The organism is Sporomusa termitida (assembly GCF_007641255.1).
Lineage (GTDB): Bacteria > Bacillota > Negativicutes > Sporomusales > Sporomusaceae > Sporomusa > Sporomusa termitida.
Map to the genome: position 1 here is coordinate 437,292 of NZ_CP036259.1, position 23,102 is coordinate 460,393.

At 48.8% G+C, this 23,102-nt stretch carries 17 protein-coding genes, 1 tRNA gene and 1 rRNA gene; all 19 read left to right on the forward strand.

Annotated features, from left to right (window positions below):
* The first annotated feature begins 12 nt into the window (after window positions 1-12).
* The 19 genes from SPTER_RS01930 to SPTER_RS02020 all read left to right on the forward strand — a co-directional run bounded on the left by SPTER_RS01930 (window position 13) and on the right by SPTER_RS02020 (window position 22,955).
* Entirely contained in the window at window positions 13-945 is a 933-nt protein-coding gene (locus SPTER_RS01930) for an electron transfer flavoprotein subunit alpha/FixB family protein (RefSeq protein ID WP_144348812.1), read from the forward strand.
* A 37-nt stretch (window positions 946-982) separates the two neighbouring features.
* Window positions 983-2,266, forward strand: a complete 1,284-nt coding sequence (locus SPTER_RS01935) for an FAD-dependent oxidoreductase (RefSeq protein ID WP_144348813.1) — start codon at window positions 983-985, stop codon at window positions 2,264-2,266.
* Window positions 2,263-2,553: a ferredoxin family protein gene (locus tag SPTER_RS01940; RefSeq protein ID WP_144348814.1), complete on the forward strand. Its 291-nt coding sequence runs from the start codon at window positions 2,263-2,265 to the stop codon at window positions 2,551-2,553. Before SPTER_RS01935 ends, SPTER_RS01940 begins: the two co-directional genes overlap by 4 nt.
* Window positions 2,554-2,686: 133 nt before the next feature.
* Window positions 2,687-3,964, forward strand: coding sequence for an MFS transporter (locus SPTER_RS01945; protein ID WP_144348815.1), 1,278 nt, complete (start codon window positions 2,687-2,689; stop codon window positions 3,962-3,964).
* 55 nt (window positions 3,965-4,019) lie between these two features.
* Window positions 4,020-5,480 (forward strand): S-layer homology domain-containing protein, encoded by a 1,461-nt coding sequence (locus SPTER_RS01950; RefSeq protein ID WP_144348816.1) that lies wholly within the window; start codon window positions 4,020-4,022, stop codon window positions 5,478-5,480.
* A 113-nt stretch (window positions 5,481-5,593) separates the two neighbouring features.
* A complete protein-coding gene (locus SPTER_RS01955) occupies window positions 5,594-6,889 on the forward strand; it encodes an MFS transporter (RefSeq protein WP_246105442.1) in 1,296 nt (431 codons plus the stop codon).
* 331 nt (window positions 6,890-7,220) lie between these two features.
* Window positions 7,221-8,645, forward strand: a complete 1,425-nt coding sequence (locus tag SPTER_RS01960; RefSeq protein WP_144348817.1) for a sigma-54 interaction domain-containing protein — start codon at window positions 7,221-7,223, stop codon at window positions 8,643-8,645.
* 371 nt (window positions 8,646-9,016) lie between these two features.
* Complete coding sequence (locus SPTER_RS01965; RefSeq protein ID WP_144348818.1) at window positions 9,017-9,655, forward strand: corrinoid protein; 639 nt, start codon at window positions 9,017-9,019, stop codon at window positions 9,653-9,655.
* Window positions 9,656-9,670: 15 nt separating this feature from the next.
* The gene (locus tag SPTER_RS01970) at window positions 9,671-10,471 is read left to right on the forward strand and encodes a methyltetrahydrofolate cobalamin methyltransferase (protein ID WP_144348819.1); all 801 of its coding nucleotides are present in this window, start codon (window positions 9,671-9,673) and stop codon (window positions 10,469-10,471) included.
* Window positions 10,472-10,504: 33 nt separating this feature from the next.
* The gene (locus SPTER_RS01975; protein WP_144348820.1) at window positions 10,505-11,722 is read left to right on the forward strand and encodes an NAD/NADP-dependent octopine/nopaline dehydrogenase family protein; all 1,218 of its coding nucleotides are present in this window, start codon (window positions 10,505-10,507) and stop codon (window positions 11,720-11,722) included.
* A gap of 51 nt (window positions 11,723-11,773) precedes the next feature.
* The gene (locus SPTER_RS01980) at window positions 11,774-13,198 is read left to right on the forward strand and encodes a trimethylamine methyltransferase family protein (RefSeq protein WP_144348821.1); all 1,425 of its coding nucleotides are present in this window, start codon (window positions 11,774-11,776) and stop codon (window positions 13,196-13,198) included.
* 17 nt (window positions 13,199-13,215) lie between these two features.
* A complete protein-coding gene (locus SPTER_RS01985; RefSeq protein WP_144348822.1) occupies window positions 13,216-14,007 on the forward strand; it encodes an aspartate/glutamate racemase family protein in 792 nt (263 codons plus the stop codon).
* Window positions 14,008-14,351: 344 nt separating this feature from the next.
* On the forward strand, window positions 14,352-15,686 hold the full coding sequence (locus tag SPTER_RS01990; protein WP_144348823.1) for an MFS transporter: 1,335 nt from the start codon (window positions 14,352-14,354) through the stop codon (window positions 15,684-15,686).
* Between the two features lie 62 nt (window positions 15,687-15,748).
* Window positions 15,749-16,600 carry a 3-methyl-2-oxobutanoate hydroxymethyltransferase gene (gene panB / locus SPTER_RS01995; protein ID WP_144348824.1) on the forward strand — a complete coding sequence of 284 codons (852 nt, stop codon included), beginning with the start codon at window positions 15,749-15,751 and terminating at the stop codon, window positions 16,598-16,600.
* 228 nt (window positions 16,601-16,828) lie between these two features.
* On the forward strand, window positions 16,829-18,259 hold the full coding sequence (locus SPTER_RS02000) for a trimethylamine methyltransferase family protein (protein ID WP_144348825.1): 1,431 nt from the start codon (window positions 16,829-16,831) through the stop codon (window positions 18,257-18,259).
* 253 nt (window positions 18,260-18,512) lie between these two features.
* A tRNA-Trp gene (locus tag SPTER_RS02005) sits at window positions 18,513-18,588 on the forward strand.
* Between the two features lie 315 nt (window positions 18,589-18,903).
* Window positions 18,904-20,543 (forward strand): 16S ribosomal RNA (locus SPTER_RS02010).
* Between the two features lie 513 nt (window positions 20,544-21,056).
* Window positions 21,057-22,133 carry a S41 family peptidase gene (locus tag SPTER_RS02015; RefSeq protein ID WP_144348826.1) on the forward strand — a complete coding sequence of 359 codons (1,077 nt, stop codon included), beginning with the start codon at window positions 21,057-21,059 and terminating at the stop codon, window positions 22,131-22,133.
* 447 nt (window positions 22,134-22,580) lie between these two features.
* On the forward strand, window positions 22,581-22,955 hold the full coding sequence (locus SPTER_RS02020; RefSeq protein ID WP_144348827.1) for a hypothetical protein: 375 nt from the start codon (window positions 22,581-22,583) through the stop codon (window positions 22,953-22,955).
* Window positions 22,956-23,102 lie beyond the last annotated feature (147 nt).

Below are 23,102 nucleotides of genomic sequence, written 5' to 3' on the forward strand. Positions count from 1 at the left end.
GGGGTAAAAAATATGCCGGGAATTTGGATTTATTCAGAAGATAGCGCAGTTGCCAGACAACTCCTGACCGCCGGTCTCGAACTTAAAACCAGTATGAATCAGGCTGTTGGTGTACTTACGCCCAACAGTGAGGATGCACAGTCCTTTGTTGCCGCCGGTGCTGACAAAGTTTATGTAGTAAGGGGCAGCAACCCCTGGCCTGAGAGCTATGCCGGTGCTGTAGCCGATATTCTGGGCCGGGAGGAGGCAGCCGTTGTTCTGGCAGGCGGAACCCTGCGGGGCAAAGATCTTGCCGCCAAAGTGGCGGCCGCTATGCAGGCCGGCCTTGTTACCGATGCTGCAACTATAACTTACGCCAATGGCAATATTGAAACAAGCCGTTTAATCTATGGTGGCCTGGCTGTCTGCACAGAAGCGGTGGCGCTGCCGGCATTTGTCACCATCCCGCCCCGGACGTTCGCGGAAGCGCCGGCGCAGGGGAACGGGGCCGGCGAGGTGGTGACTGTTGAGGCGGCTAATGAGGATGAGCGAATCTCCGTTACTAACGTCTGCCCCATTGTCCGTCAGGGGACGGATATTGCCGGCGCCAGCCGCGTGGTTTGTGTGGGGCGGGGCTTAAACAAGCAAGAGGACCTGTCCCTGGCGGCAGCGCTGGCAGCGGCCGTGGGGGCTGAAATTGGCTGCACCCGCGGTATTTCCGAGGATTATCACTGGCTGCCCAATGACCGGTATATCGGTATTTCCGGTCAGAAGGTTAAACCCGAACTCTACATCGGTATGGGAATTTCCGGCCAGGTGCAGCATGTGGTAGGGGTTAGGGACGCCAAGGTTATTGTGGCGATAGATACCAATGAAAAATCCCTGCTATTTGAAGCCGCTGACTATGGGATTGTGGGCGATCTGTACGAAGTGGTGCCCTTATTGACCAAAGCGCTGCAAAAATAGGGGCGGCGGTGCCGTTTACCACAGGAGGCTTGAAAGTATGTCAGCTGATGAAAAATTTGATGCGGTTATTATCGGCGCCGGTCCGGCCGGCGCTGCCTGCGCTTACGTATTAGCCAAAGCCGGTAAAAGTGTTTTACTGGTAGAGCGGGGCGCCAGCGCCGGCAGCAAAAATGTTACCGGCGGTCGTCTGTATACCTATGCACTGGAACTGGTTGAGCCTGGGTTGTATCAGCAGGCGCCACTGGAACGGAAAGTGGTCAGGGAGCAAATCATGATGCTGGGGCAAAACAGTGCGGTGACCATGGATTATGTTGATTATAGCTTCGGCGAGGGGGTTCCCCAGTCTTACTCGGTGCTGCGGGCTCCTTTTGACGAATGGTTCGCCGGCCAGGCCGAAGAGCAGGGGGCCATGGTGGCGCCCGGCATTGTCGTCGATGAGCTAATTGAAGCTGACGGCAAAATTGTCGGCATTAAGGCCGGTGATGATGAAATCTGCGCAACCGTTGTTATTGCGGCCGACGGAGTGAATTCCCTTATTGCCCAGAAGGCCGGTTTACGGCAGGATATCGCCGGTCATAACGTAGGTGTTGGGGCGAAAGAAATCATCGAGCTGCCGGAAAAAGTGATTGAAGACAGATTCAGCCTGCAGGCGGGCGAAGGTGCGGCCCGGGTACTGATCGGTTGTTCTGGCAGTGTGCTCGGTGGTGGCTTTCTTTATACCAATAAAGACAGTATTTCTTTGGGGGTGGTGCTAAACCCGGAAGACCTGGCCAGACAACACAGCAAGATTCATGAGATTCTCCAGACTCTAAAAATGCATCCCGCAATCTATCCGTTGATCAAAGACGGCACAACGGCAGAGTATGGGGCCCATCTTGTGCCGGAGGTGGGTTATCATGCCATGCCGAAGCGGCTGTATCGGGCTGGGCTGGTGCTGGTTGGCGATGCTGCCGGCCTGGTCGTAAACAGCGGGACGATTCTGCGCGGCATTGACCTGGCTATTGTCAGCGGTGTTGCTGCGGCGCAGGCCATTCTCCAGCAGGCGGATGAGAGTCAGATTGGTCCGGCTTATGTTCAGCAGCTGGAGCAGCTTTCGCTAATGGCGACAATGAAGCTTTATGCCAATTTCCATGAGCTGATGAGCAACCGGCGGCTGATATCCGTGTATCCGGCCATGGCCAATGACCTGATGAAAACATTGTTTGCTGTTGACGGCGGCTTGCCTGAGCGCATGGATAAGGCTATGTTCAAGGTATTGAAAAAGCATGTAACAATTGGCCAGCTCATTGCTGACGGCTGGAAGGGGTTTAAAGCAATATGACTGTAAAAAAACTTTCGCCGGAAGAGCTGCTGGGATTAAACAAATTCGTTGTTGATGAAGAAGAACCGCACATTGTTCTTGATAAGACGGTTTGTGCCCGGTGTCAGGAAAAGCCTTGCCTGTATGTTTGTCCGGCAGTGCTTTACACCCTGAAAGAGGGCGAAATGAATTTTGACTATGCAGGCTGTCTGGAATGCGGAACTTGCCGGGTTGTCTGTAAAGACAAGGGGATTATTAAATGGACTTATCCACGCGGTACCTTTGGGATTGCCTTTCGCTACGGTTAAATGAACGCTGAGCATAGCTGCTGTTATGTATTTGGTCAAAGTCAAATGATCAGATACATAACCGGAAAAATTATCAGAACCGTAAGAAAATAGCGGCAATAGGTTCAACATTAATTTAGAGGGGATTGAGGAAATGGAAAACAAGCAACAGTTTTATGGCTGGAGACTAGTAGGGGCATTATGGTTCCTGTATCTGTTAAACATGGGTTTTCCTCTGTACGGTGGGGCAGTTATTAATACATATATGTTAAAAGAGATTACCATGGAACGCAGTGTCTATGGCATGGGCTTTACCTTATTGAACTTTTTCGTCGGTGTTCCTTCCATTATGGTGGCTGCCGCCATTGGCAAATGGGGTGTCCGGTCAACCTTTGGCATTGGCTCGGCATTGATTCTGATCGGGACATTGTGGATGGCTTTTTTTGCCTCCCAGCCCTGGCATTATCTGGTCGGCTTCGGTGTAATCATTGGTTCCGGCATTGGTTTTGGCACCATTGTGCCGTTATCAACGGCAGTAACCCGCTGGTTTAAAAAATATCGCGGCCGGGCGATGGCTATGACTTTAACCGCGTCAGGCTTTGCCGGTTTCCTGGGGGCGCCGCTGATGAACAAGGTGCTTGCCGCCAACGGCGGCGACTGGCGCCAGGCCTGGCTGATTGTTGCCGGCATCGCTATTGCGGCGGCGGTTGTTGCCTTTTTAACAGTTAAAGAAAGACCGGAGGACCTGGGGCAGCTGGTTGACGGCATTGAGGAACAGGCCGGGGCTCAGGCCGGGCCTGTCAATTCCCTGGCTACCAAGTTTAACTGGACTCCCGGTGAAGCTTATGGCACCCGCTCTTTCTGGATGATTGTTGTTGGTTCCTTCGCCTGCCAGTTTCCCTTCTTCTTTTTTACCGCTCACTGGATCCTGCACTTACGGGGTCTGGGCATTAACCCGGCTGATGCCGCCTGGGCCATGGGCCTCTTTACTATGGGTGGTATCGGCGGCCGCCTGATCGGCGGCTGGCTAATGGACAAAATGCCGGCCCGCTTTGCCTTTATGATGGGCATTTGCTGCTACTTTGCGGGCTCTTTCCTGGCAATCAATGTTACCGCCGGTTCGCTGATGGTGGCTTTTGCGGCCGCTATCCTGTACGGTGCCGGCTTTGGCTGGACCTTTGTCTGCTTAAACACTATGGTCGGCAACTATTTCGGACCGGTTGCCTTCCCCAAAGTCAATGGCATGATGCTGCTGCTATCAGCCCTTGCCTGCTCACCGGCCGGGCTGGTCGGCGGGAAGCTGTTCGATATGTTTAAGAGCTATACACCCGCTTTTTATTTAAATGTCGCTATCTGCATCGTGGGGATATGTGCCTTGTTCTTTGCCACCATGCCGCAGAAAAGAACTGCTGATTCAACAATCAAAGCATAACAGCAAATAAAGCCAGATGTAAAATCACTAAAATAAAAAAAGGTGGGCGATAATTATGGAAAAAATGAAAAACACCAAAAAATGGCTGGCCATTGTACCCCTGGCGCTGCTGTCGGTTACGATGGCCGGCACCCCGGCATTGACCAATACGGTGCAGGCGGCCCCGGTGCAGTCCTTTGGCGATGTCCCTGCCGGCCACTGGGCCTATGAGGCTGTGGGCAAGCTGGCGAAAGCGGGCTTGGTTGACGGGTATGGCGATCAGTCCTTCAAAGGCGACAGGACCCTAAGCCGGTATGAGTTTGCCTTTGTTGTGGCTAAAGCGATGGATAAGTTCGAAAAAGCCGACGAGGATAATCAGCAGCTGATTGATAAGCTTTCGGTGGAATTTGCCGCCGAGCTGAACCGCCTGGGAGCCCGGGTGGCGAAAGTGGAGAGCAAGACCAACACCTGGATTGCCGGTGAGACCCGGGTCCGGTACTTCGGCAACGACCCTAAGGCCCCCAATACTAAGAAACTACATGGCTCCGACAACTTTGACTTCCGCCAGCGGATCAAATTCCAGGGCACGATCAACGAGGATATCTCATGGATGGCGCGGCTTTCCGCCAGCTCCAAGTTTGGCAATTATAATAACGGCAGTGAGGGCACCAATGCTTCCTTTGACCTGCTGGCGGTTACGGCGAAAAATGTCCTGGGGATAGACCGGGTCCGGATTGGCCGTTTCCCGTATGATAACTTTACCCATGGCCTGTTCGGCAAAGCGGTTGGTGTTGACGGCATCCGCATTGATGAGGGTTTCGGCAAGGTTACTTTTACCGCTTCGGTCAATAACATCAAAGGTAATGGCACCGCTACTAACAGCAGCACCGGTGACAGCGGTGATGCCAATACGCTGACTACCGCCCAGTTGTCCGGCAAGGCGAGTGATACGCTGGGCTGGAAAGCCGGCTATTATTGGTCTGATGTTCCCGGCGGCAGTAATTCTGGCGGGACAGGTTCATTAAACACCAATATCGGCTCCTTCACACAGTCTAAAGGCTGGGCCGCCGGCTTTGACGTAAAACTGGGCGGTGTGGTGCTGATTGGCGATTATGTGGCTACCAGCCTCCAGGGCGCAAGCAATCTTCCCACCTCGCCCAAAGGCTGGGCTGTTGAATTAAGCAGCGCGACCAAGCAGCAGCCCATCTTCTTCTCGGCCAAATACCTGGTCGACGCCAAAAAAGCAGGCGATTTTGGCTGGTCGGTCGCTTACCGCAAACTGGATGCCGGTGCCATTCCCTCCGGCGCCGGCGGTTTTGACGCCCAGGCCGTCGGTTATCCCAGCGACCGCTACTCGACCTTTGTCAAAGGTACCGATAATATCGAAGGCTGGTTTGTTGCCCTGCAAAACACGGTAAGCAAAAATGTAATCTGGACAATTGAGGGGCAGGACCTCAAAATCAAAAATACCGATTTGACCGGTGGCGTTGGGAAACTCGGCACAACCTATATGACTAAATTAGAGTTCTTCTATTAAAATTAACGATTCTCAGGCCATGGTAAGCAACGGGGCCCCGACTTGTCGGGGCCGTCTTGCCACAATCTGGTGCTGCTTATTTCAATTACTATAGAGCAGGGGAGGCAACAACTGTGAGTGAAAAAGCATTGGTGCAGCAGGCCGAGGCGGCCGAGCAGCCGACTAAACAACGGGTGGTTGTAATCGTTGTTTTACTAGTGACATTATTAGTTGCATACCTTGACCGGGTTAACGTATCGGTACTTGTGGCCGATGAGGCCTTTTTGGCGGCGATGGGGATTAAGGGCAATGCCGTGGCGATGGGGTCGCTGATGTCATTGTTCCTGGCAACCTATGCCATTGCCAACAGTGTTCTGGGACCGCTGGGCGACTGGTGGGGGCCGCGCAAGGTCATGGCTTTGGCCATTGTATTATGGGGCTTGTCCTGCATTTATGGCGGTCTGGTAACAACCTTTGCCGGCATGCTTGTGGCCAGATGCATTCTGGGCCTGGGGGAAGGCATGCATTGGCCGATGCAGATGAAGTTTGTCCGGAACTGGTTTCCGCCCAATGAGCGGGCCCGGGCCAATTCCACCTGGCTGCTGGGGCTGGCGGCCGGACCGGCGATTGCCATGCCTTTATTCGTCTGGATTGTCGGCAACTGGGGCTGGCGGTCAAGTTTTTTCGCCTTAGCGGCTATCGGCATTATACCGTTAATTCTGATCTGGTTTTTTACTACAGATTATCCGCGGGAGAGCAAAAGAATCAACCATCTGGAGCTGGAATATATCGAGAACGGGCTGCAGGCCGAAGCGTCAGCCAAACAGCAAGCGGAGCCGGTGTCAACCTGGGAGGCGTCCAAGGGCTTCCTGTTTAATCTGGATTACTGGCTGTGTGTGTTGTTTTATATTTGCAGCTCTGCGGCCTGGTGGGGGCTGATGACCTGGATTCCGTCCTACCTGAAAGAGGCTATGGGTTTCTCCTGGAAAAGCATGGGCTTCTGGGCTAATGCCCCGTATGCGGCCGCCGTTGTGGCGCTTGTGGCTGTCGGCTATCTGACCGATAAGGTGGAACGGAAAGCCACTTTCGGTATTTTACATATGCTGGGCGGGGCGGCGGGGATCTATTTTGCCGCTCATGCAACAGATCAGATAGAAGCAGCATTATGGCTTGTTGTGGCCGTATCGGCCCTGGTCATCGGCCTGCCCGGTCATTGGTCGATGATTCAAAAAGTTGTGCCCGAGAAAGCTCTGGCAACAGGCAGCGGGCTTGAAAGCGGCCTGGGCAGTGCCGGCGGGGCGCTTACACCGGTTATAGTCGGATATTTTATTGATGCGACCGGCAGTTATGCCGGCGGGCTGATGTCGCTGGTCATGTTTTGCCTGATCGGGGCGGTGGCAATGATCGCCCTTTGGTTTAGGAAGGTGTAAGGTATAGTATTACTTAAGCTATATTGCAAAAGCAATATAGCTTATATTTAGGTTTAGCAGTCCTGGCGGCCTGCTCCCGCAACCATGCCGGTAATGCCAAATGAGGAAAATACCTTATTTGGCATTTTTATTTGTCACATAAAAATAATTTTATAAGATTTTATTAGCAATGCCCTGAACTTCAACTATTAGGCTCTGCTAGAATCTTTCATGCTGGAGGAAATCAGATATATGGCTTAGTATTATATACAGAAACAGATTAAGTTAAATCAATGGTGATTACAGCGTGCGGATTAACCATAATCTAAACTACTGGAAAGGGGGAGTATGCTTGCGGGAATCTAAGTATGTATCGGTTCATAATAAACAGCTGAGTAGAGAGCTACTGCTTAAAATTTTAGACAATTCTTATGACGCCATTTTTGCTACTGATAGTACGGGAATAACTATTTATGCCAATAAGGCTTGTGAGCAATATTATGGAATCAGGCCAAGTGATATGATCGGCAAAGACCCATGGCAATTTATGGAGCAAGCCGGATGTTACCCGCCTACTGCGCCGATTACGCTTCACAGCAAGGCTAGAAATACGTTGGAGCAGTCAACGCGGACAGGCGCTAAAATGGTAGTAACCAATACTCCGATTTACGATCAGAATGGTAATATTGAATTTCTGGTGCAAAATTGCCGTGATGTAAAACAATTGGCAGATATAAAACGTGATTTTGAACAAACAAAAGAATTATTAGCGCGGATGGAAGAAGAAGTTGTAGTATTAAGCAAAAAAGAACTGCAAAATGTCAAGCTTGTGGCTCACAGTGCGCAAATGAAAGAGTTAATGACATTAGTGGAAAAAGTGGCACCTGTCGATATAAACATTTTAATTCTGGGTGAGACAGGGACTGGCAAAAGTGCCCTTGCCAAGAATATTCACAGGATTAGTTCACGCCAGAACGGGCCTTTTATCAGCATTAATTGTGCGGCTATTCCGGAAGAACTGATGGAGTCGGAATTGTTTGGCTATATGGGAGGGGCTTTTACCGGCGCGCTGCAAAAAGGCAAGACAGGTCTTATCGAACTGGCTGATGGCGGCACCTTGTTTTTGGATGAAATAGCGGAATTGCCGCCACGTCTGCAGGGCAAGATTCTCGATGTTATTCAAGAACGGCGCTTTATACCGATCGGCGGCCATCAGGTCAAGACGGTGGACTGCCGGATTATTTCGGCTACAAACAGGAATATGAACACTATGATAGAGCGGGGACTTTTTCGTGAAGACCTCTATTACCGGCTTAATGTAATTGAATTAGAATTACGGCCTTTGCGGGAACGTCCTGAGGATACGCTGGCGTTAATCTATTATTTCTTGAACAAGTTTCATAAGAAATACAAAAAAGATCATAGCATATCGCCTGAGTGCAGGGACATATTGCTTGACTATTCCTGGCCAGGCAATATCAGGGAACTCGAAAACATGATAGAACGGCTGGTCGTAGTTGTAGAGGATTCAACCATTGAAGTGTGCCATTTGCCCAAAATTTTTTCTGAAGCATTTTCAAAGAGCATACAGTTTCCTGCGACGGAGAAACCGCAAGTCAGGACATTGGATGAAGCTATTTGTCAGTTAGAACGCAGAATGATTGTGGAAGCATTGCATAAGTATGGCAGTTCCCGTAAAGTTGCTCACGCATTACATATTAGTCAGAGTAAAGCCTATCGACTGATTGAAAAATATTGCAACAATAAATTGTTTTGATTTTATTATAAGTAAAGAAGAGTTTCCCCAAAACTTGATGTGAACCATAGATGACTCAGCGAGTTATTCAAATCTGAAGCAAAAAAATAAAAGCGATCAAAATTAAATCAAATATTCAATCAGGTTACTTTTAACTTTACTGAATATTTTAAATAGATACTGGAAAGACAAGAACTTTCCAGTATCTATTTTTTTACAAAAAGATATTTTGACATATTTAACAAAATGGCATGAAAGATGCATTTATAGTTAAGCGTAACAATAAGACAGCGATTATTACTCATGCCGGGAGGTGGTGTATCAGGTAAACATAGCAACTTTAACAAAAGCTGGACTTACAACTTTATATTACATGATAGGAGGAGTTTTAGATGAGTAATTTTAAAGAATTGGCAGCAGCAGTACTTGAAGGTGATGACGAAAATGTTCAGGCAATTACCCGGCAATTGATTAATGCCGGCACAGCTCCATTAGAGATTGTTAACAAGGGGTTGCTGGCAGGTATGGATATTGTAGCGCCAAAATTTAAAGCCGGTGAAATGTTCATTCCTGAAGTTATGATGTCCGCAAAAGCTTTGGCAGAAGGTATGAAATTAGTAAAGCCACTGCTTTCAGCAGATGATTCCGCTGATGTGTCTACCTTTTTAATGGGAACTGTAAAAGGCGATTTACATGATATCGGCAAAAACCTTGTTGTCATGATTGTAGAAAGCGGTGGCTTTAATGTTGTTGACTTAGGCATCGATGTAGCTCCCGAACAATTCGTAGCCGCCATTAAAGAGCATAAGCCGCACATTGTCGGCATGTGTGCACTGTTAACAACTACGATGATGGGGATGAAAGACACGATTGAATTGATTACGGAAGCCGGGCTCAGGGACAGTGTTAAAATTCTGGTTGGCGGTGCGCCGCTCTATCCTGAGTTTGCCGAAAAGATTGGGGCAGATGGCTATTGTGTCGATGCGGTGGCTTGTAAGGAAATGGCGACGGCAATGGTAGCGAAAAACTAACTGGGGGGAATAGCATTGGTCATCGTTGGCGAACTGATTAATACCAGCCGCAAGGCTATTAGCGAGGCGGTAGATAACAAAGACGCCCAGTATATTCAACAAGTGGCTAGAGAACAGGCTGAAGCCGGAGCCGATTTTATTGACGTTAACTGCGGTAGCAAAGTGTTTAATGAGGTTGAGAGTATGCGGTGGCTTGTCAGTACGATTCAGCAAGCCGTTCAGACTCCCTTGTGTATTGACAGCCCTAACCCTGAGGCATTAGAAGCCGGCCTGGAATTGATCATGCACACAGTACCGATGATTAATTCGATCACCGATGAAGGCCCGCGTTTTGAGGCCGTGATACCGCTCGTGCAAAAATACAAAGCCAAAATAGTAGCATTGTGCATGGATGAATGCGGCATGCCTGATACAGCAGCCGACCGTATGCGGGTAGTCGGAAACTTATACGTTAAACTCAAGGCTGCCGGCGTTGACGACGATGACCTGTATTTTGACCCGCTGGTAAAACCGGTCAGCAGTGTGGCTTCGGCTGGTGCGGAAGTGCTTGATACAATCCGCTTGATCAGAGAGCAGTATCCGCAAGTACACTTTATGTGCGGACTCAGCAACGTATCATACGGCCTGCCTAACCGCAAATACTTAAACAGGCTGTTTGTAGCACAAACGATGGCGGCCGGTATGGACGGCTATATTCTTAACCCGACAGATCAGGGCATGATGGGACTGATTTGTGCGGCTAAGACACTCTTAGGGCAGGATGAATTTTGTATGGGCTATCTCAAAGCCCACCGTAAGGGGTTCTACGGCGAATAACAGGCAACTTAAACTATGAGGGGGATATTTTCGATGAAAAACATGGAATATTTAAAAATTAAACCGATAGCCGTCCTTGGTGCCGGGGCTGTCGGCAAAGCGATTGCCGGCGACTGTGCTTTAGGCGGGGCTCAAGTCCGTCTTTGCGACTTGCCGCCGTTTGCCGAAAAGACGCTATTTGGCATCAAAGAAACAGGGATTAATTTTTTTGGTGATCAGCTAAATTTATACGGGTTTGAGCGGAACGGCATGGCCCAAATGGAACTTGTTACGACAAATGTGGCACAAGCTGTCAAAGGTGCAGGGTTGGTCGTCGTCGCTACCCCTTGTGCCGGTCACAAACCCTTCTTTGAAAAATTAATACCTGCGCTGGAAGACGGCATGGTCATCCATATTTTCCCTGACAACTATGGATCACTGATCTTAAGAAAGATGATGCGGGAAGCCGGCTGCATGAAGAACGTTATAATTGGCGGCTGGTCTAGTTCCACTTATGGCAGCCGCGTAGAAATTAAGGGTGGCGTTATTTTGCCGAAGATCCGTGTATACTACCGGGCGATAACGTTAAGAGGGGCTGCCCTGCCGGCCGCTGATACCGAGGCTTTTCTCGAAAGCTCCAAATATCTGCCGTCGATGGACGCAGTAACAAACGGCCAGGGTGCCGTTGCCGGCGATACTGTCATGGATACCGGGTTTAGCAATGTTAATCCTGTGCTGCATTGTCCGGGAACAATTCTTGGGGTAGGCGTCATGGAGAACTTCGGGGTAATATTCGGTGAGGACAAATATAAATACAGCATTTATTCCCACGCTTATTGTCCATCAATTTCTGAAGTACAGTACGCCTTCTATCAAGAGGAATGTTCTCTGGCGGCAGCTATGGGTGTCGGCATTCAGCCTTACCGGAAAGAACAGTTCTTCTCCCGTGAAAACGTATTAGGGGCAGAATACATGGGTGAGGATTATGTCATACCGTTTGACCAGCAAGATCCGATTCAATTCGGCACGGGCCCGTTCACTATGGAAAACAGGTACATTACCGAAGATATTCCGGTAGGTTGTCATGTTTACCATGAATTAGGCAAGAAGTTTGGCGTCCGTACCCCGGTCATTGATTCGATGATTAATCTTGCCTCAGCCATCTTAAAAAGAGATTTTTATCAACAGGGCTACACTCTGGATTACCTGGGCATCGGCCATATGGATAAAGCGGAAATGAATGCTTATCTGCGCGACGGCGTGTATAAATAGACAAGTGAGCGGTGCAAAGTCGGAAATCAGAAAGGAAAGTGAGACAAATACATGGTTACGCCAATTAAACGTAATATAGGCTTTTCGGTCCTGAACCAGGAGAAGATCAGTAAGATTCACGAAAAAAGCCTATATCTTATGGAACATGTCGGCATGCGGATAACGGGTGAGCGGGCCGGAAAGCTGCTGACCGCTAATGGGGCTACCATGACAGCCGAGGGTCTTATCCGCATTCCACAAAAACTGGTTGACAAAGCACTTAAAACTGCCCCGAAAGAACTGACACTGTATAACCGTGAGGGGCAGCCGGCGATGCTGATCAACAGTCAGGACCAGGTGTATTTCGGTACACATGCCGACCAGTTGGAGTTTGTCGATCCCTTCAGCAATAAAGTACGCCAATTCCTCAAAAAAGACATCCAGACAATGTGCAAGGTAGCCGATTATCTACCTAACATCTATTTTGTCTTATCGGTAGGGATGACGGCCGATGTTGACCCCAAAGTCCAGACCCAAAGTACTTTTATCGAAACAATAAAAAACTTTAGCAAAACGATTAATTTTTCTACAAATGATATTGAATCACTGCAGGATATCATCGACATTGCGGCCGATGTGGCCGGCGGCTTGGCAAACCTGCAGCAAAAGCCCTTCATTTTTAACTACTGCGAGCCTATCCCGCCTCTGACTCACCCGCTGGAAAGCACTGAGAAAATATATATCAGCGCCGAAAATCGCATACCTTTTGTCTATATGCCGTATTGCATGATGGGGGGCACATCGCCGATGAGCAAGGCTGCGACGCTGGCCCAGTGCAATGCCGAAGCCCTGGCAGGCTTGGTCCTTACCCAACTAGTTAGCGAAGGCGCACCGTTCATTTATGGCGCAATGCCGTCTGTACTTGATATGCGCACAAGTATTGGCAGTTACGCAGCGCCTGAGTTCCATCTCAATATTGCCGCTATGGCCGACTTAGTCGCCTATTACGGTCTTCCCTTCTATGGTACAGCAGGTTGTTCGGATGCCAAGGTTATTGACGAGCAAGCTGTGTCAGAGGCGACGATGGAGATTTTCTCCACCATGTTAAGCAAAGCCAATATCATTCATGATGTCGGCGTAATGGACCATTGTAAGAGTGTTTCGCCGGAATTAGTTGTTTTGGCGAATGAGATTATTGAAGGACTAAAGCACTATACTGCCGGTATTGAGGTGGCTGATGCGGACTTTGCCCTTGCTGTCATTGAAAAAGTAGGGCCAGGCGGCCACTACCTGACCGAAATGCACACCAATAAGAATTTCCGCCAGATCTGGTATCCCAGCCTGTTTAGCCGCAAGATGAATAATGAGGATTATTCGGAAGTCAGCGGCAAGATTAAGCAAAAGATCAAAGATATTCTCGAAGGGCACGAGGTGGCAAAACTTGAGGCATCTGTAATCAAAGACCTAGCAAAGTGGGAACGTAAACTGGGGCTATAGAAGGGAGGATACCAGGCATGATTTTTTGGCAGAACCGTGATGCTGGCATCAATCATATAAAAACCCGCAAAAACCATGTGTGCTATGGTATGGGGTTAGGAATAGTGCTGCTAAATGATGCTTATCCCGGGTTTCCAGGAGATGTGCGCAATGCCAGTGCTTTTCCGTATCCGATTCAATATGAAATTGCCGAAGGTGTAACAAACAAGACGTTAGTCTATGATGAGAATCCGGCTCAGTGTCGCGAGGCGGTCATCGCTGCGGCGACAAAGCTGGAACGGCTGGGATGCCGGGCCATTGCGGCTGAATGCGGCTATTTTGCCTTTTTTCAAAAAGATGTGGCCGTTGCCGTCGATGTACCGGTGTTTATGTCTAGTCTATTGCAAGTACCGTTTATTCAGCAGGTAATTAGTCCGAGTAAAGCAGTGGGCATCATTTGTGCGCAAAAGCAGTTTTTAAGTAAAGATCATTTAAAAAATGTCGGCATTGACCCTAACAGCAATTTAGTAATTGCCGGTGCGCAGGACGAATATGGCTGCACAGAATTCGATAATTTATGGAATCCTCTCAAGCGCCCTGATTGCCCGGAAGCCTATTATGATAAAGCCGAGCAGCAAATGGTCCGGACAGCTGCCGAATTTGTCAGCAAAAATCCCGATATAGGCGCTATCATGCTTGAATGTACCGGTATGCAGCCGTTTGCGCGTGCTATCCAACGGGCAGTAAATCTACCGGTATTCGACTGGGGTACGCTCTTAGATTACGCTTTTTCCGTAGTTGCTCATCGCGACTACTATGGGCACGTCTGATGTTTTCTGATGCGTAGCTAGTTGTGCTGACATGTGTCGAGTGATTCGGTTGGAGATTGTAATTTTAAAAAAATCTGAATTATCAAATTATTTTAGTGCCAATCTAAAGCCTACGCAACTTCCCCCGCCGCAGGGGACGTGGGCCGCTGCAGACTGCCGCAGGGACTCCCTAGGCGAAGGTACAATGCACTCAAGTGTCTTCTGTCGAAATGTGAATCTGTCCCAGCTAAAGCTGGATGCCGCAACCGCAGTGGGAGGCTTTTCCCACTGATGGTTGCGCGGAGACGTTCCCGCTTAACGAAGTGGGTACCGTCATAAAAGAAATACCAGGAGGTTATTTAATAATGACTACGAGCAATTTAATAAAATTTGACGATGTGCCATTAAATAAATTTCACTTAAAAATGACTGGAATTACATTTGCAGCCCACTTTACAGATGGATTCTCACTCGGTGTTATTGGCATAGCGCTTACTGTTATCACGCCCCAAATGGGACTTTCCCCTTTTTGGCAGGGCCTTATTGGCAGTTCTGCTTTAATTGGGCTGTTTTTAGGAAGCTTGGTGCTTGGCTGGGTCTCTGACTATGTAGGGCGGCAGAGAATTTTTATGCTCAATTTTGTTCTTATTGCCACCGCAACATTTTTTCAATTTTTTGTGCAAACGCCTGAGCAACTATTCCTGTTGAGGATTCTAATCGGCATTGGTCTTGGCGGTGACTATAGTGTTGGACATACGATGTTAGCCGAGTTTTTACCGCGAAAACACCGCGGCGCTATCTTAGGCTCCTTTAGTGTTATCTGGACGTTTGGCTATGTGGCCGCAAGCTTTCTGGGAGTATACCTGCAAAGCACACTGGCAGATTCGTGGCGGTGGTTGCTCGTATCGGCATTTCCGCTGGCGATGTTTGTCATCTTTTACAGAATCGGAAGTCCTGAATCGCCTAGATGGTTGTTAAGACAAGGGCGTACCGAAGAAGCACATGCCATCGTTAAAAAATATCTGGGGCCTACTGTTGTGCTTGATGATGAGACAGTTGCACAAGGCACGGGTAAATTCATCGACTTGTTTAGTCGCAAGCTAATCAAGCGCACGCTGTTTAACTGCATCTTTTTTATGTGTTTAGTCATTCCGTATTTTGCCATTTACACATTTCTGCCCGATATTCTAAAAACAATGGGACTATCTGAAAATTTTTCTACTAACATGCTGTTAAATGCTCTGCTGGTAGTTGGCGCTTTCTGCGGCATTTGGTGGACAATAAAATTCTCCCGTCGCGGCTTTCTCATCAATTCCTTCATTTTTCTGGGCATTTCACTGCTGGCCCTCGGACTGTTGCCGCCAAGCGCTAAAACTCTGATGATTATCACTTTTGCCGCCTTTACGTTAGTTATGTCGGCTGTGTCCAACTTGGTCGGGGTTTTTCCAGCAGAGAGCTTTCCTACAGATGTCCGTTCATCCGGCGTAGGGTTAGCTACGGCTGCCAGCCGGCTGGGAGCAGCGGTAGGGACATTTTTACTACCGATGAGTATCGCGAATTTGGGCATGAGCTACACACTTCTCTGGCTGACAGGCACGCTAGTCGTCGGCACTATCGTTTCTATTGCCTGGGCGCCGGAAACAAAAACATTAACACTTAGTGAAGCCAGCACACCCGATAAACCAATTCACTCAGCATAAAGAGTACTTAGCGGCAATCTTGAGCCAGGCAGAGGATAATTTAAAAAATGGGGGAATAGAAAATGACAAGAGCAAAAGTAACGATTCCGTATCTTATGGACAAGAAAGCAAAACACGAACAAATCTCGATGATGACTTGTTATGATTACCCTATGGCTTTGCTGCAGGAGCAAGCCGGCATCGATATTATTTTGTGCGGTGATTCGCTGGGTATGACCGTATATGGCTATGACGGGACTTTGCCGGTCACGATGGACATGATGGTTGTTCATTCGGCAGCCGTCAAGCGTGGCGCACCAACCGCTTTTGTCATTGGCGATATGCCGTTTTTATCCTACCAGGTATCGCCGCAGGAGGCCGTGCGCAACGCCGGCCGGTTGATGCAAGAAGCCAATGTTGACTGCATCAAGCTGGAAGGCGGCACCGTGATGGCGGAAACTGTAAAATGCATCGTTAACGCCGGTATTCCTGTTATGGGCCATCTGGGACTGACGCCGCAGTCTACGTCGGCGCTGGGCGGTTTCAAAGCCCAAGGCCGTTCGGCCGAGGCCGCTTACCGCATCATTGAAGATGCCGCCCTGTTGGAAGCGGTTGGTGCTTGTTCAATTTTACTGGAGGCTATTCCGCCCGAGGTGGCTAAAATCATTACCGCCAAGAGCAAAGTGCCTGTCATCAGCATCGGCGCCGGCATTCACTGTGACGGACAGTTGTTGATTGTACATGATATGCTTGGTTTTTTCGACCGCTTTGTGCCTAAGTTTGTCAAGAAATATGCTAATGTCAACGGCGTTATTTTAGCAGCGCTAAATCAATATAAAGATGAAGTGGAAAAAGGAGTATTCCCGGCCAAAGAACATTGCTACGGTATGCCGGCCGAAGAAATCAGCAAACTGAGCGATATGATGAAAGGGTAGTACGGCGACAGAGTAGCATTTAATTGACTAAGGAAGGGATAATGAATGGTGCTGAAGAGGAAGCCCCTTTTTTCCTGATCAAAACAGGCGATACCGTCATTGTCAACGGCGATGACGGCTATATAGAAATTTGCTAGGAGGATGCTATGAGTAATCTGCATCATGCCGTGGCGCAAAAGCCGTATAATGGATTTAGGTAATAATATCAGATACGAAGGGGGATGTAAAATGAAATTTGAGCAAATGGATGAAGATTTGAGGCAGATTCACGAAGCCTCTATGGAAATACTGGCAACAACCGGCATGAAATTTCATCACCCGGAGATTATTGAGCTTTTACAGCATAAAGGCGTAAAGGTTTGTGGGCAAACTGCTTTTTTTACCAGGGGGCAAATTGCCGAATGGGTGAGTAAGGCACCGTCTACGTTTACTCTGTATGCCCGTAATCCGGTCTACGATATCGTTGTCGGCGGGGACAACGTTGAATGTTGTCCGGGGTCGGGGTCACCGGCTATTTCTGAAAGTGATGGCAGCAAGCGTCCGGCCACGCTGACCGATTATATCAACTTTGTTAAGCTATACCACCAAAGCCCTCACCATAAATTAAATGGCGGCTTTGTTGTCAGTCCGGAATCGTTGAGTGGCAAAGATAGCATTAGTGTCATGCTGTATGCGGCATTACTCTACTCCGACAAAGGCATTGTGGCCGGTACGGGTAGTGCGGCAGAAGTTCAGGCGTTAATCGATATACTTGGTATTGTTTTTGGCCGGGAAGAACTGCTGCAAAAGCCCAGAGCGATAACGATTACGAATACAAATACTCCTCTGCAGTTTGATAAAAATATGTTGGAAACGATGATGGTGTTTATTAAACACGGGCAGCCGGTTATTATTGCGGCCGCTTCGATGGCCGGAACTACGGCACCGGTTACGTTGGCAGGCACGATTGCGTTGACAAATGCCGAAGTGCTGGCTGGTATTGCCGTTGCCCAAATGTTACGGGCAGGGACGCCAGTTGTTTACGGGTCGCAGAGTACGACCGCCGATATGAAGACCGGTAGTATTGCCACTGGTTCGCCTGAGGGGGCTTTGTGCTACGAATATGCGGCGCGTCTGTCCAAGGCTTATGGACTGCCCTGCCGCGGCGGCGGCTCGCTCACAGACGCAACATCACTATCTGTACAGTCGGGCTATGAAAGCATGTTGACCCATTTAGCCACCCATCGCGCAGGAACTAACCTCATTTTTCAGAGTGCCGGCATTATGGACGGATATTTGACGATGTCGTATGAAAAATTTATTGTCGACCTGGAGATTATCGGTATGGTCAAGCGATATCTGGGAGGGGTCAAGGTGAACTCCGGCACACTAGCAGTTGATGTCATTCATAAGGTCGGTATTGCCGGGGAATTTCTTACGAACGAACACACCATGCAACATTGCCGGAAAGAGCCGTTTATTCCCGACGTCAGCCTTAGAGGCAATGTAATTGGTGATCCGTCAGCTAAACTGTTGGCAAGAATAAGAAATAAGCGCGATAGGATGCTGGAAAGTTATCAACAGCCTGAGCTTTCCCAAGAAGTAAAGCAACGACTGGTCGATTATCTGGTTGGCATAGGGTTCGATAAAAAATATATTGAAGCTTTAGATGACATGTAACAAAAGAATGAAATCAGATATGCTGCTGTAATAATTTCAGAAAAAAGGGCGTGCCGCAAAACGTTTTAAGAATGAAATGCGGCACGATATTTTTTAAACAGAGAGTAGGGAAATTTTGTTTTTTAAAGCGGGTTTAGCACGAGTCCTTTATATTAAAGTCTTGACGGCAGGAGAAGGTTTAAATGCATGTGGAATAAAATTATTCTTGCTTATTAATAAAATATATAGTATAATAAATATCTGTGGTAATCATAGGGGTATAGCTCAATTGGTAGAGTAGCGGTCTCCAAAACCGTTGGTTGAGGGTTCAAGTCCTTCTGCCCCTGCCATAATATTCTATTGACAGCATTATTTGATGATGTGAATATAGTATTCGGTCCCGGGCAAAGCGTATCGTCCTGATACGCCCGTGACACTAGTGCATCCATGCACGTCGGTCCCAGACAAAGCGTATCCCCCTGATACGTCTGTGATCCTAGCGCATCCATGCGCGTCGTTCCCTGAAAACTGAACAATGTAAAGAAATGCATCATAACAAATGCCAGATGTGCGCTGTGCTGCTTAGCAGCACAAGCAAAACAATTTTGATTTAATTGAGCCGATAAAACGGCTTCAATATATATAGTCGTAACCGACTATGCACTTTATTGGAGAGTTTGATCCTGGCTCAGGACGAACGCTGGCGGCGTGCCTAACACATGCAAGTCGAACGGGTGTTTTGGATGTTGGACTTTGGATATTGGACATTGGAAAAGAGAGCGGGGGTTACCCTGGCGGCTCATCCAACATCCAGCGTCTAAAGTCCAATGTCCAGACACTAGTGGCGAACGGGTGAGTAACGCGTAGACAACCTGCCTCTAAACTGGGGACAACACCGCGAAAGTGGTGCTAATACCGAATGTGGTATCTTAGCTGCATGGCGAAGATAAGAAAGGTGGCCTCTCTAAAGAAGCTGCCGTTTGGAGATGGGTCTGCGTCTGATTAGCTGGTTGGTGAGGTAACGGCTCACCAAGGCGACGATCAGTAGCCGGTCTGAGAGGATGAACGGCCACACTGGGACTGAGACACGGCCCAGACTCCTACGGGAGGCAGCAGTGGGGAATCTTCCGCAATGGACGAAAGTCTGACGGAGCAACGCCGCGTGAGTGAAGAAGGCCTTCGGGTCGTAAAGCTCTGTCGTTTGGGACGAACGTGGTCTATGTGAATAATGTAGACTAATGACGGTACCAAAGGAGGAAGCCACGGCTAACTACGTGCCAGCAGCCGCGGTAATACGTAGGTGGCAAGCGTTGTCCGGAATTATTGGGCGTAAAGGGCGTGTAGGTGGCCTGGTAAGTCGTGTGTCTAAGTGCGAAGCTTAACTTCGTATGGGCGCAGGAAACTGTCAGGCTTGAGTGCAGGAGAGGAAAGTGGAATTCCCAGTGTAGCGGTGAAATGCGTAGATATTGGGAGGAACACCAGTGGCGAAGGCGACTTTCTGGACTGTGTCTGACACTGAGGCGCGAAAGCCAGGGGAGCGAACGGGATTAGATACCCCGGTAGTCCTGGCCGTAAACGATGGGTACTAGGTGTAGAGGGTATCGACCCCTTCTGTGCCGGAGTTAACGCAATAAGTACCCCGCCTGGGGAGTACGGCCGCAAGGTTGAAACTCAAAGGAATTGACGGGGGCCCGCACAAGCGGTGGAGTATGTGGTTTAATTCGACGCAACGCGAAGAACCTTACCAGGGCTTGACATTGAGCGAAAGATTCAGAGATGAATCCCTATCTTCGGATACGCAAAAACAGGTGGTGCATGGCTGTCGTCAGCTCGTGTCGTGAGATGTTGGGTTAAGTCCCGCAACGAGCGCAACCCTTATCCTTTGTTGCCAGCGCGTAAAGGCGGGAACTCAAGGGAGACTGCCGCAGAGAATGCGGAGGAAGGCGGGGATGACGTCAAGTCATCATGCCCCTTATGTCCTGGGCTACACACGTACTACAATGGGCTTAAACAAAGCGAAGCAAACCTGCGAAGGCAAGCGAAACGCAGAAATAAGCTCTCAGTTCGGATCGGAGGCTGCAACTCGCCTCCGTGAAGTCGGAATCGCTAGTAATCGCAGGTCAGCATACTGCGGTGAATACGTTCCCGGGCCTTGTACACACCGCCCGTCACACCACGAAAGTCAGTCACACCCGAAGCCGGTGGGGTAACCGCAAGGAACTAGCCGTCTAAGGTGGGGCCGATGATTGGGGTGAAGTCGTAACAAGGTAGCCGTATCGGAAGGTGCGGCTGGATCACCTCCTTTCTAGGGATATAAGCATAAGCAGAGAACCAGGTTTTTAGGAGCGAAAGCGACGCGGAAACCTGTGTGAATCGCTTAGTTCTGAGCGCAAGCGAAGAACCTCATTTAACCGAGCTACCTCCCAAGGTCGGTACATTTGGCCGATGCAAAAAATTTACATTGTTTGGTTTTGAGGGAATGCGGCTCGTATGTATCAGAAACTTTAAGAAAGGCCGGCTAAAAAAGCAGTAGCTTTAGCCGGCCTTTTCTGTTTTTATGCGTTATAGGCAAGTTTTCAAGCTGATGGCAAGTCAGGGGAATGTTATAAGCAACAAACAGTAGATAATTGAGCTGCAAGCGGTAAATGAAAAAAAATAAGGACTTAAGTCCTTAAAAAAAGGGAAAATAGTTTAATGATAATGATTTTTATTATCATGTATAATAAAATGAATAAATGAAGCAGGCCGGCAATGTGCCAAATGGAGCTGCTTTTTTGCCCGTATAAGGCTGCAGGGCAAGCGGAGAGGGGAAAAAGCCGTGAATGTAAAAAAAATTATGCTGTTCATGCTCTGCCTGACAATATGGCTGAGTCCGGGATGTGCTGAAGCTTTTGGTTATAATGTCGATGGCAGCAATATCTATGGGCATCAAAGCCCGGATGGCGCGATTTCTTATTTTGTGACCGATGAAAGGGGCACATGGAGCCTGAAAGGGGATTATGCAAGGCTGTCGCTGTACAAAGTATTTCCTGCAAACGGCAGCGAGATTTTGTATTATTTTTTTGTCGAAGCTGCCGATGCTAAGGTAAAAAAGAATCCGGTGACTGATGTCGTTTTTTTTATCAACGGGAGGGCGGTGGATAGTGAGCCTTTCCCGGGAACGGCGGCGATAACCAGGGACAAAATTTTTCGCGGGTGGTATAAACTGCCGGCCGGGATAGAAAAAGTGCTGGCACTGGAGGGATTTGAAAACGTTGACCGCAGTCAATATTCCTTCGTGACTATTGCCACCCGGCCCTACCAAGACGGAGTTTGGGTCAATATGAGTCTTATGCGTAAAAAATATGGAAAAAACAAGCATTATTACCTGGAGTACGATGCAGGCAGCTCCGGTCTGGTGAGTATGAGGAGTTACTGGCGTTCGAAGGCCGAGGATTGGGCGCAGCTTTTGCTGGATGTGCAGCATGAATTTCATGGGCGCTATGACTATGGAATTACCTGGAAAAAAGAAACCGACGCAGAAGGAAAGGAAGGCAGCCTTTTCCGGATACAGGCAGTGGATGCAGTGGGCTTTCCCGCGCTGAACGACATTGCGGCAGGTGATGCACTTGTGGCGGTCAACGGTGTGGCAACCAGTTTTATGAAGCCGCTTGATTTAAATTATTTGCTTGATGCCAATGGGGAACCCGTAGTATTAACAATTAAAACAAAAAACAATGAAGAGAAAAAGATTGCCGTCACCCCTCAGTTTAAACCGTCTCCGCCAATGGCCAAGGACTATAAAACAATGATTGGGCCTGTATCCAAGAGATTTGTAAAGGTGGAAAAGCGCGGCCTGAAATTTGCTGTTGAACCTTCTTTCTACCCGCTTGAAATTGCATGGGGTTTACCATAGAAATTGGTAGCGTTATCTGTGAGAAGGTAATATACTGAAAACAGGCGAGGGTGCAGCTGGTGGGATTAGTAGCTTATGGAAATGAGTTTACTCAGCTCTGGGATGCCGCCCCCGTTTTGTTGTTATCCGTGACATTTACGGAAATGAAAATTAGGCAAGCGCTCAGCAAAATGCGCGGCCGGCCCGACGGAAAATGTCGAACAGCACCTCAACGGCTGGACAAGCCGGTGGTGCTATGGTAGGATGGAAGTAATAGGAAAAACAAAAACATGATCAGAAAATATCTCGGTTTCTGATCATAAGTAAGAACGACTATACCCTAAAGAGCATAGGCGGCTTCTGCCTGCGTCCCTGAGGGATTGGCATAGCCAGGTCTTTTCTTAGCCTGCGGCGGCAGATAGCGCCGCAGGCCCAATTTGACTAATACAGGAAAGGAAGATGAATACCATGAAACAAAAACTTTATGTCCTGCTGCTGCTGGCAGCACTGGCTGCCTTGAGCCTGAGTGTGGCAGCGGCCGAGCCGCCGGCCCAGCCTGCGCCTGTACCGGCTGCAGCAGCTACCAATCTGCCGGCCGAATATCCTGCGGCTCAGGCTAAATTGCCGCCGCTGCCGGTGCCCCCGGCTTCCGTCCAGGACGCCAAAGCCACGGCCGCCTACATTGCTGCCGTGGACGCCTATGTTAAGGCGTCGCAAAGCTACATTGACGCCGCCACCAATGATGCCAACCGGGTAATTCAGGAACGGAACGCGGCCATTGAAAACGCAAATCAGGTAGTGGCTGCGTATAATGCCTTTTTCAAATTGGCTGAAAAAAAATAGTGGCCGCGGGGCCGGGTGCGGAATAGGAGCATAATGTTTAGACCGGCAGGGCTGACGTGTAAGGGAGAAGCAGGGGGACGTTCATTTTGCTTCTTTTTTTCGTCCGGGCAGAAAAGAAAAGGAGGTCAATTTAAAACTGGCTGAAAA

Excerpts from the sequence above, each read along its gene's own strand:
- SPTER_RS02020 (WP_144348827.1), top strand. The coding sequence starts at position 22,581 with ATGAAACAAAAACTTTATGTCCTGCTGCTGCTGGCAGCACTGGCTGCC.
- SPTER_RS01940 (WP_144348814.1), top strand. The coding sequence starts at position 2,263 with ATGACTGTAAAAAAACTTTCGCCGGAAGAGCTGCTGGGATTAAACAAA.
- SPTER_RS01950 (WP_144348816.1), top strand. The coding sequence starts at position 4,020 with ATGGAAAAAATGAAAAACACCAAAAAATGGCTGGCCATTGTACCCCTG.
- SPTER_RS02000 (WP_144348825.1), top strand. The coding sequence starts at position 16,829 with ATGAAATTTGAGCAAATGGATGAAGATTTGAGGCAGATTCACGAAGCC.
- SPTER_RS01945 (WP_144348815.1), top strand. The coding sequence starts at position 2,687 with ATGGAAAACAAGCAACAGTTTTATGGCTGGAGACTAGTAGGGGCATTA.
- SPTER_RS01935 (WP_144348813.1), top strand. The coding sequence starts at position 983 with ATGTCAGCTGATGAAAAATTTGATGCGGTTATTATCGGCGCCGGTCCG.
- SPTER_RS01930 (WP_144348812.1), top strand. The coding sequence starts at position 13 with ATGCCGGGAATTTGGATTTATTCAGAAGATAGCGCAGTTGCCAGACAA.
- panB (WP_144348824.1), top strand. The coding sequence starts at position 15,749 with ATGACAAGAGCAAAAGTAACGATTCCGTATCTTATGGACAAGAAAGCA.
- SPTER_RS01985 (WP_144348822.1), top strand. The coding sequence starts at position 13,216 with ATGATTTTTTGGCAGAACCGTGATGCTGGCATCAATCATATAAAAACC.
- SPTER_RS01990 (WP_144348823.1), top strand. The coding sequence starts at position 14,352 with ATGACTACGAGCAATTTAATAAAATTTGACGATGTGCCATTAAATAAA.
- SPTER_RS01975 (WP_144348820.1), top strand. The coding sequence starts at position 10,505 with ATGAAAAACATGGAATATTTAAAAATTAAACCGATAGCCGTCCTTGGT.
- SPTER_RS01980 (WP_144348821.1), top strand. The coding sequence starts at position 11,774 with ATGGTTACGCCAATTAAACGTAATATAGGCTTTTCGGTCCTGAACCAG.
- SPTER_RS01965 (WP_144348818.1), top strand. The coding sequence starts at position 9,017 with ATGAGTAATTTTAAAGAATTGGCAGCAGCAGTACTTGAAGGTGATGAC.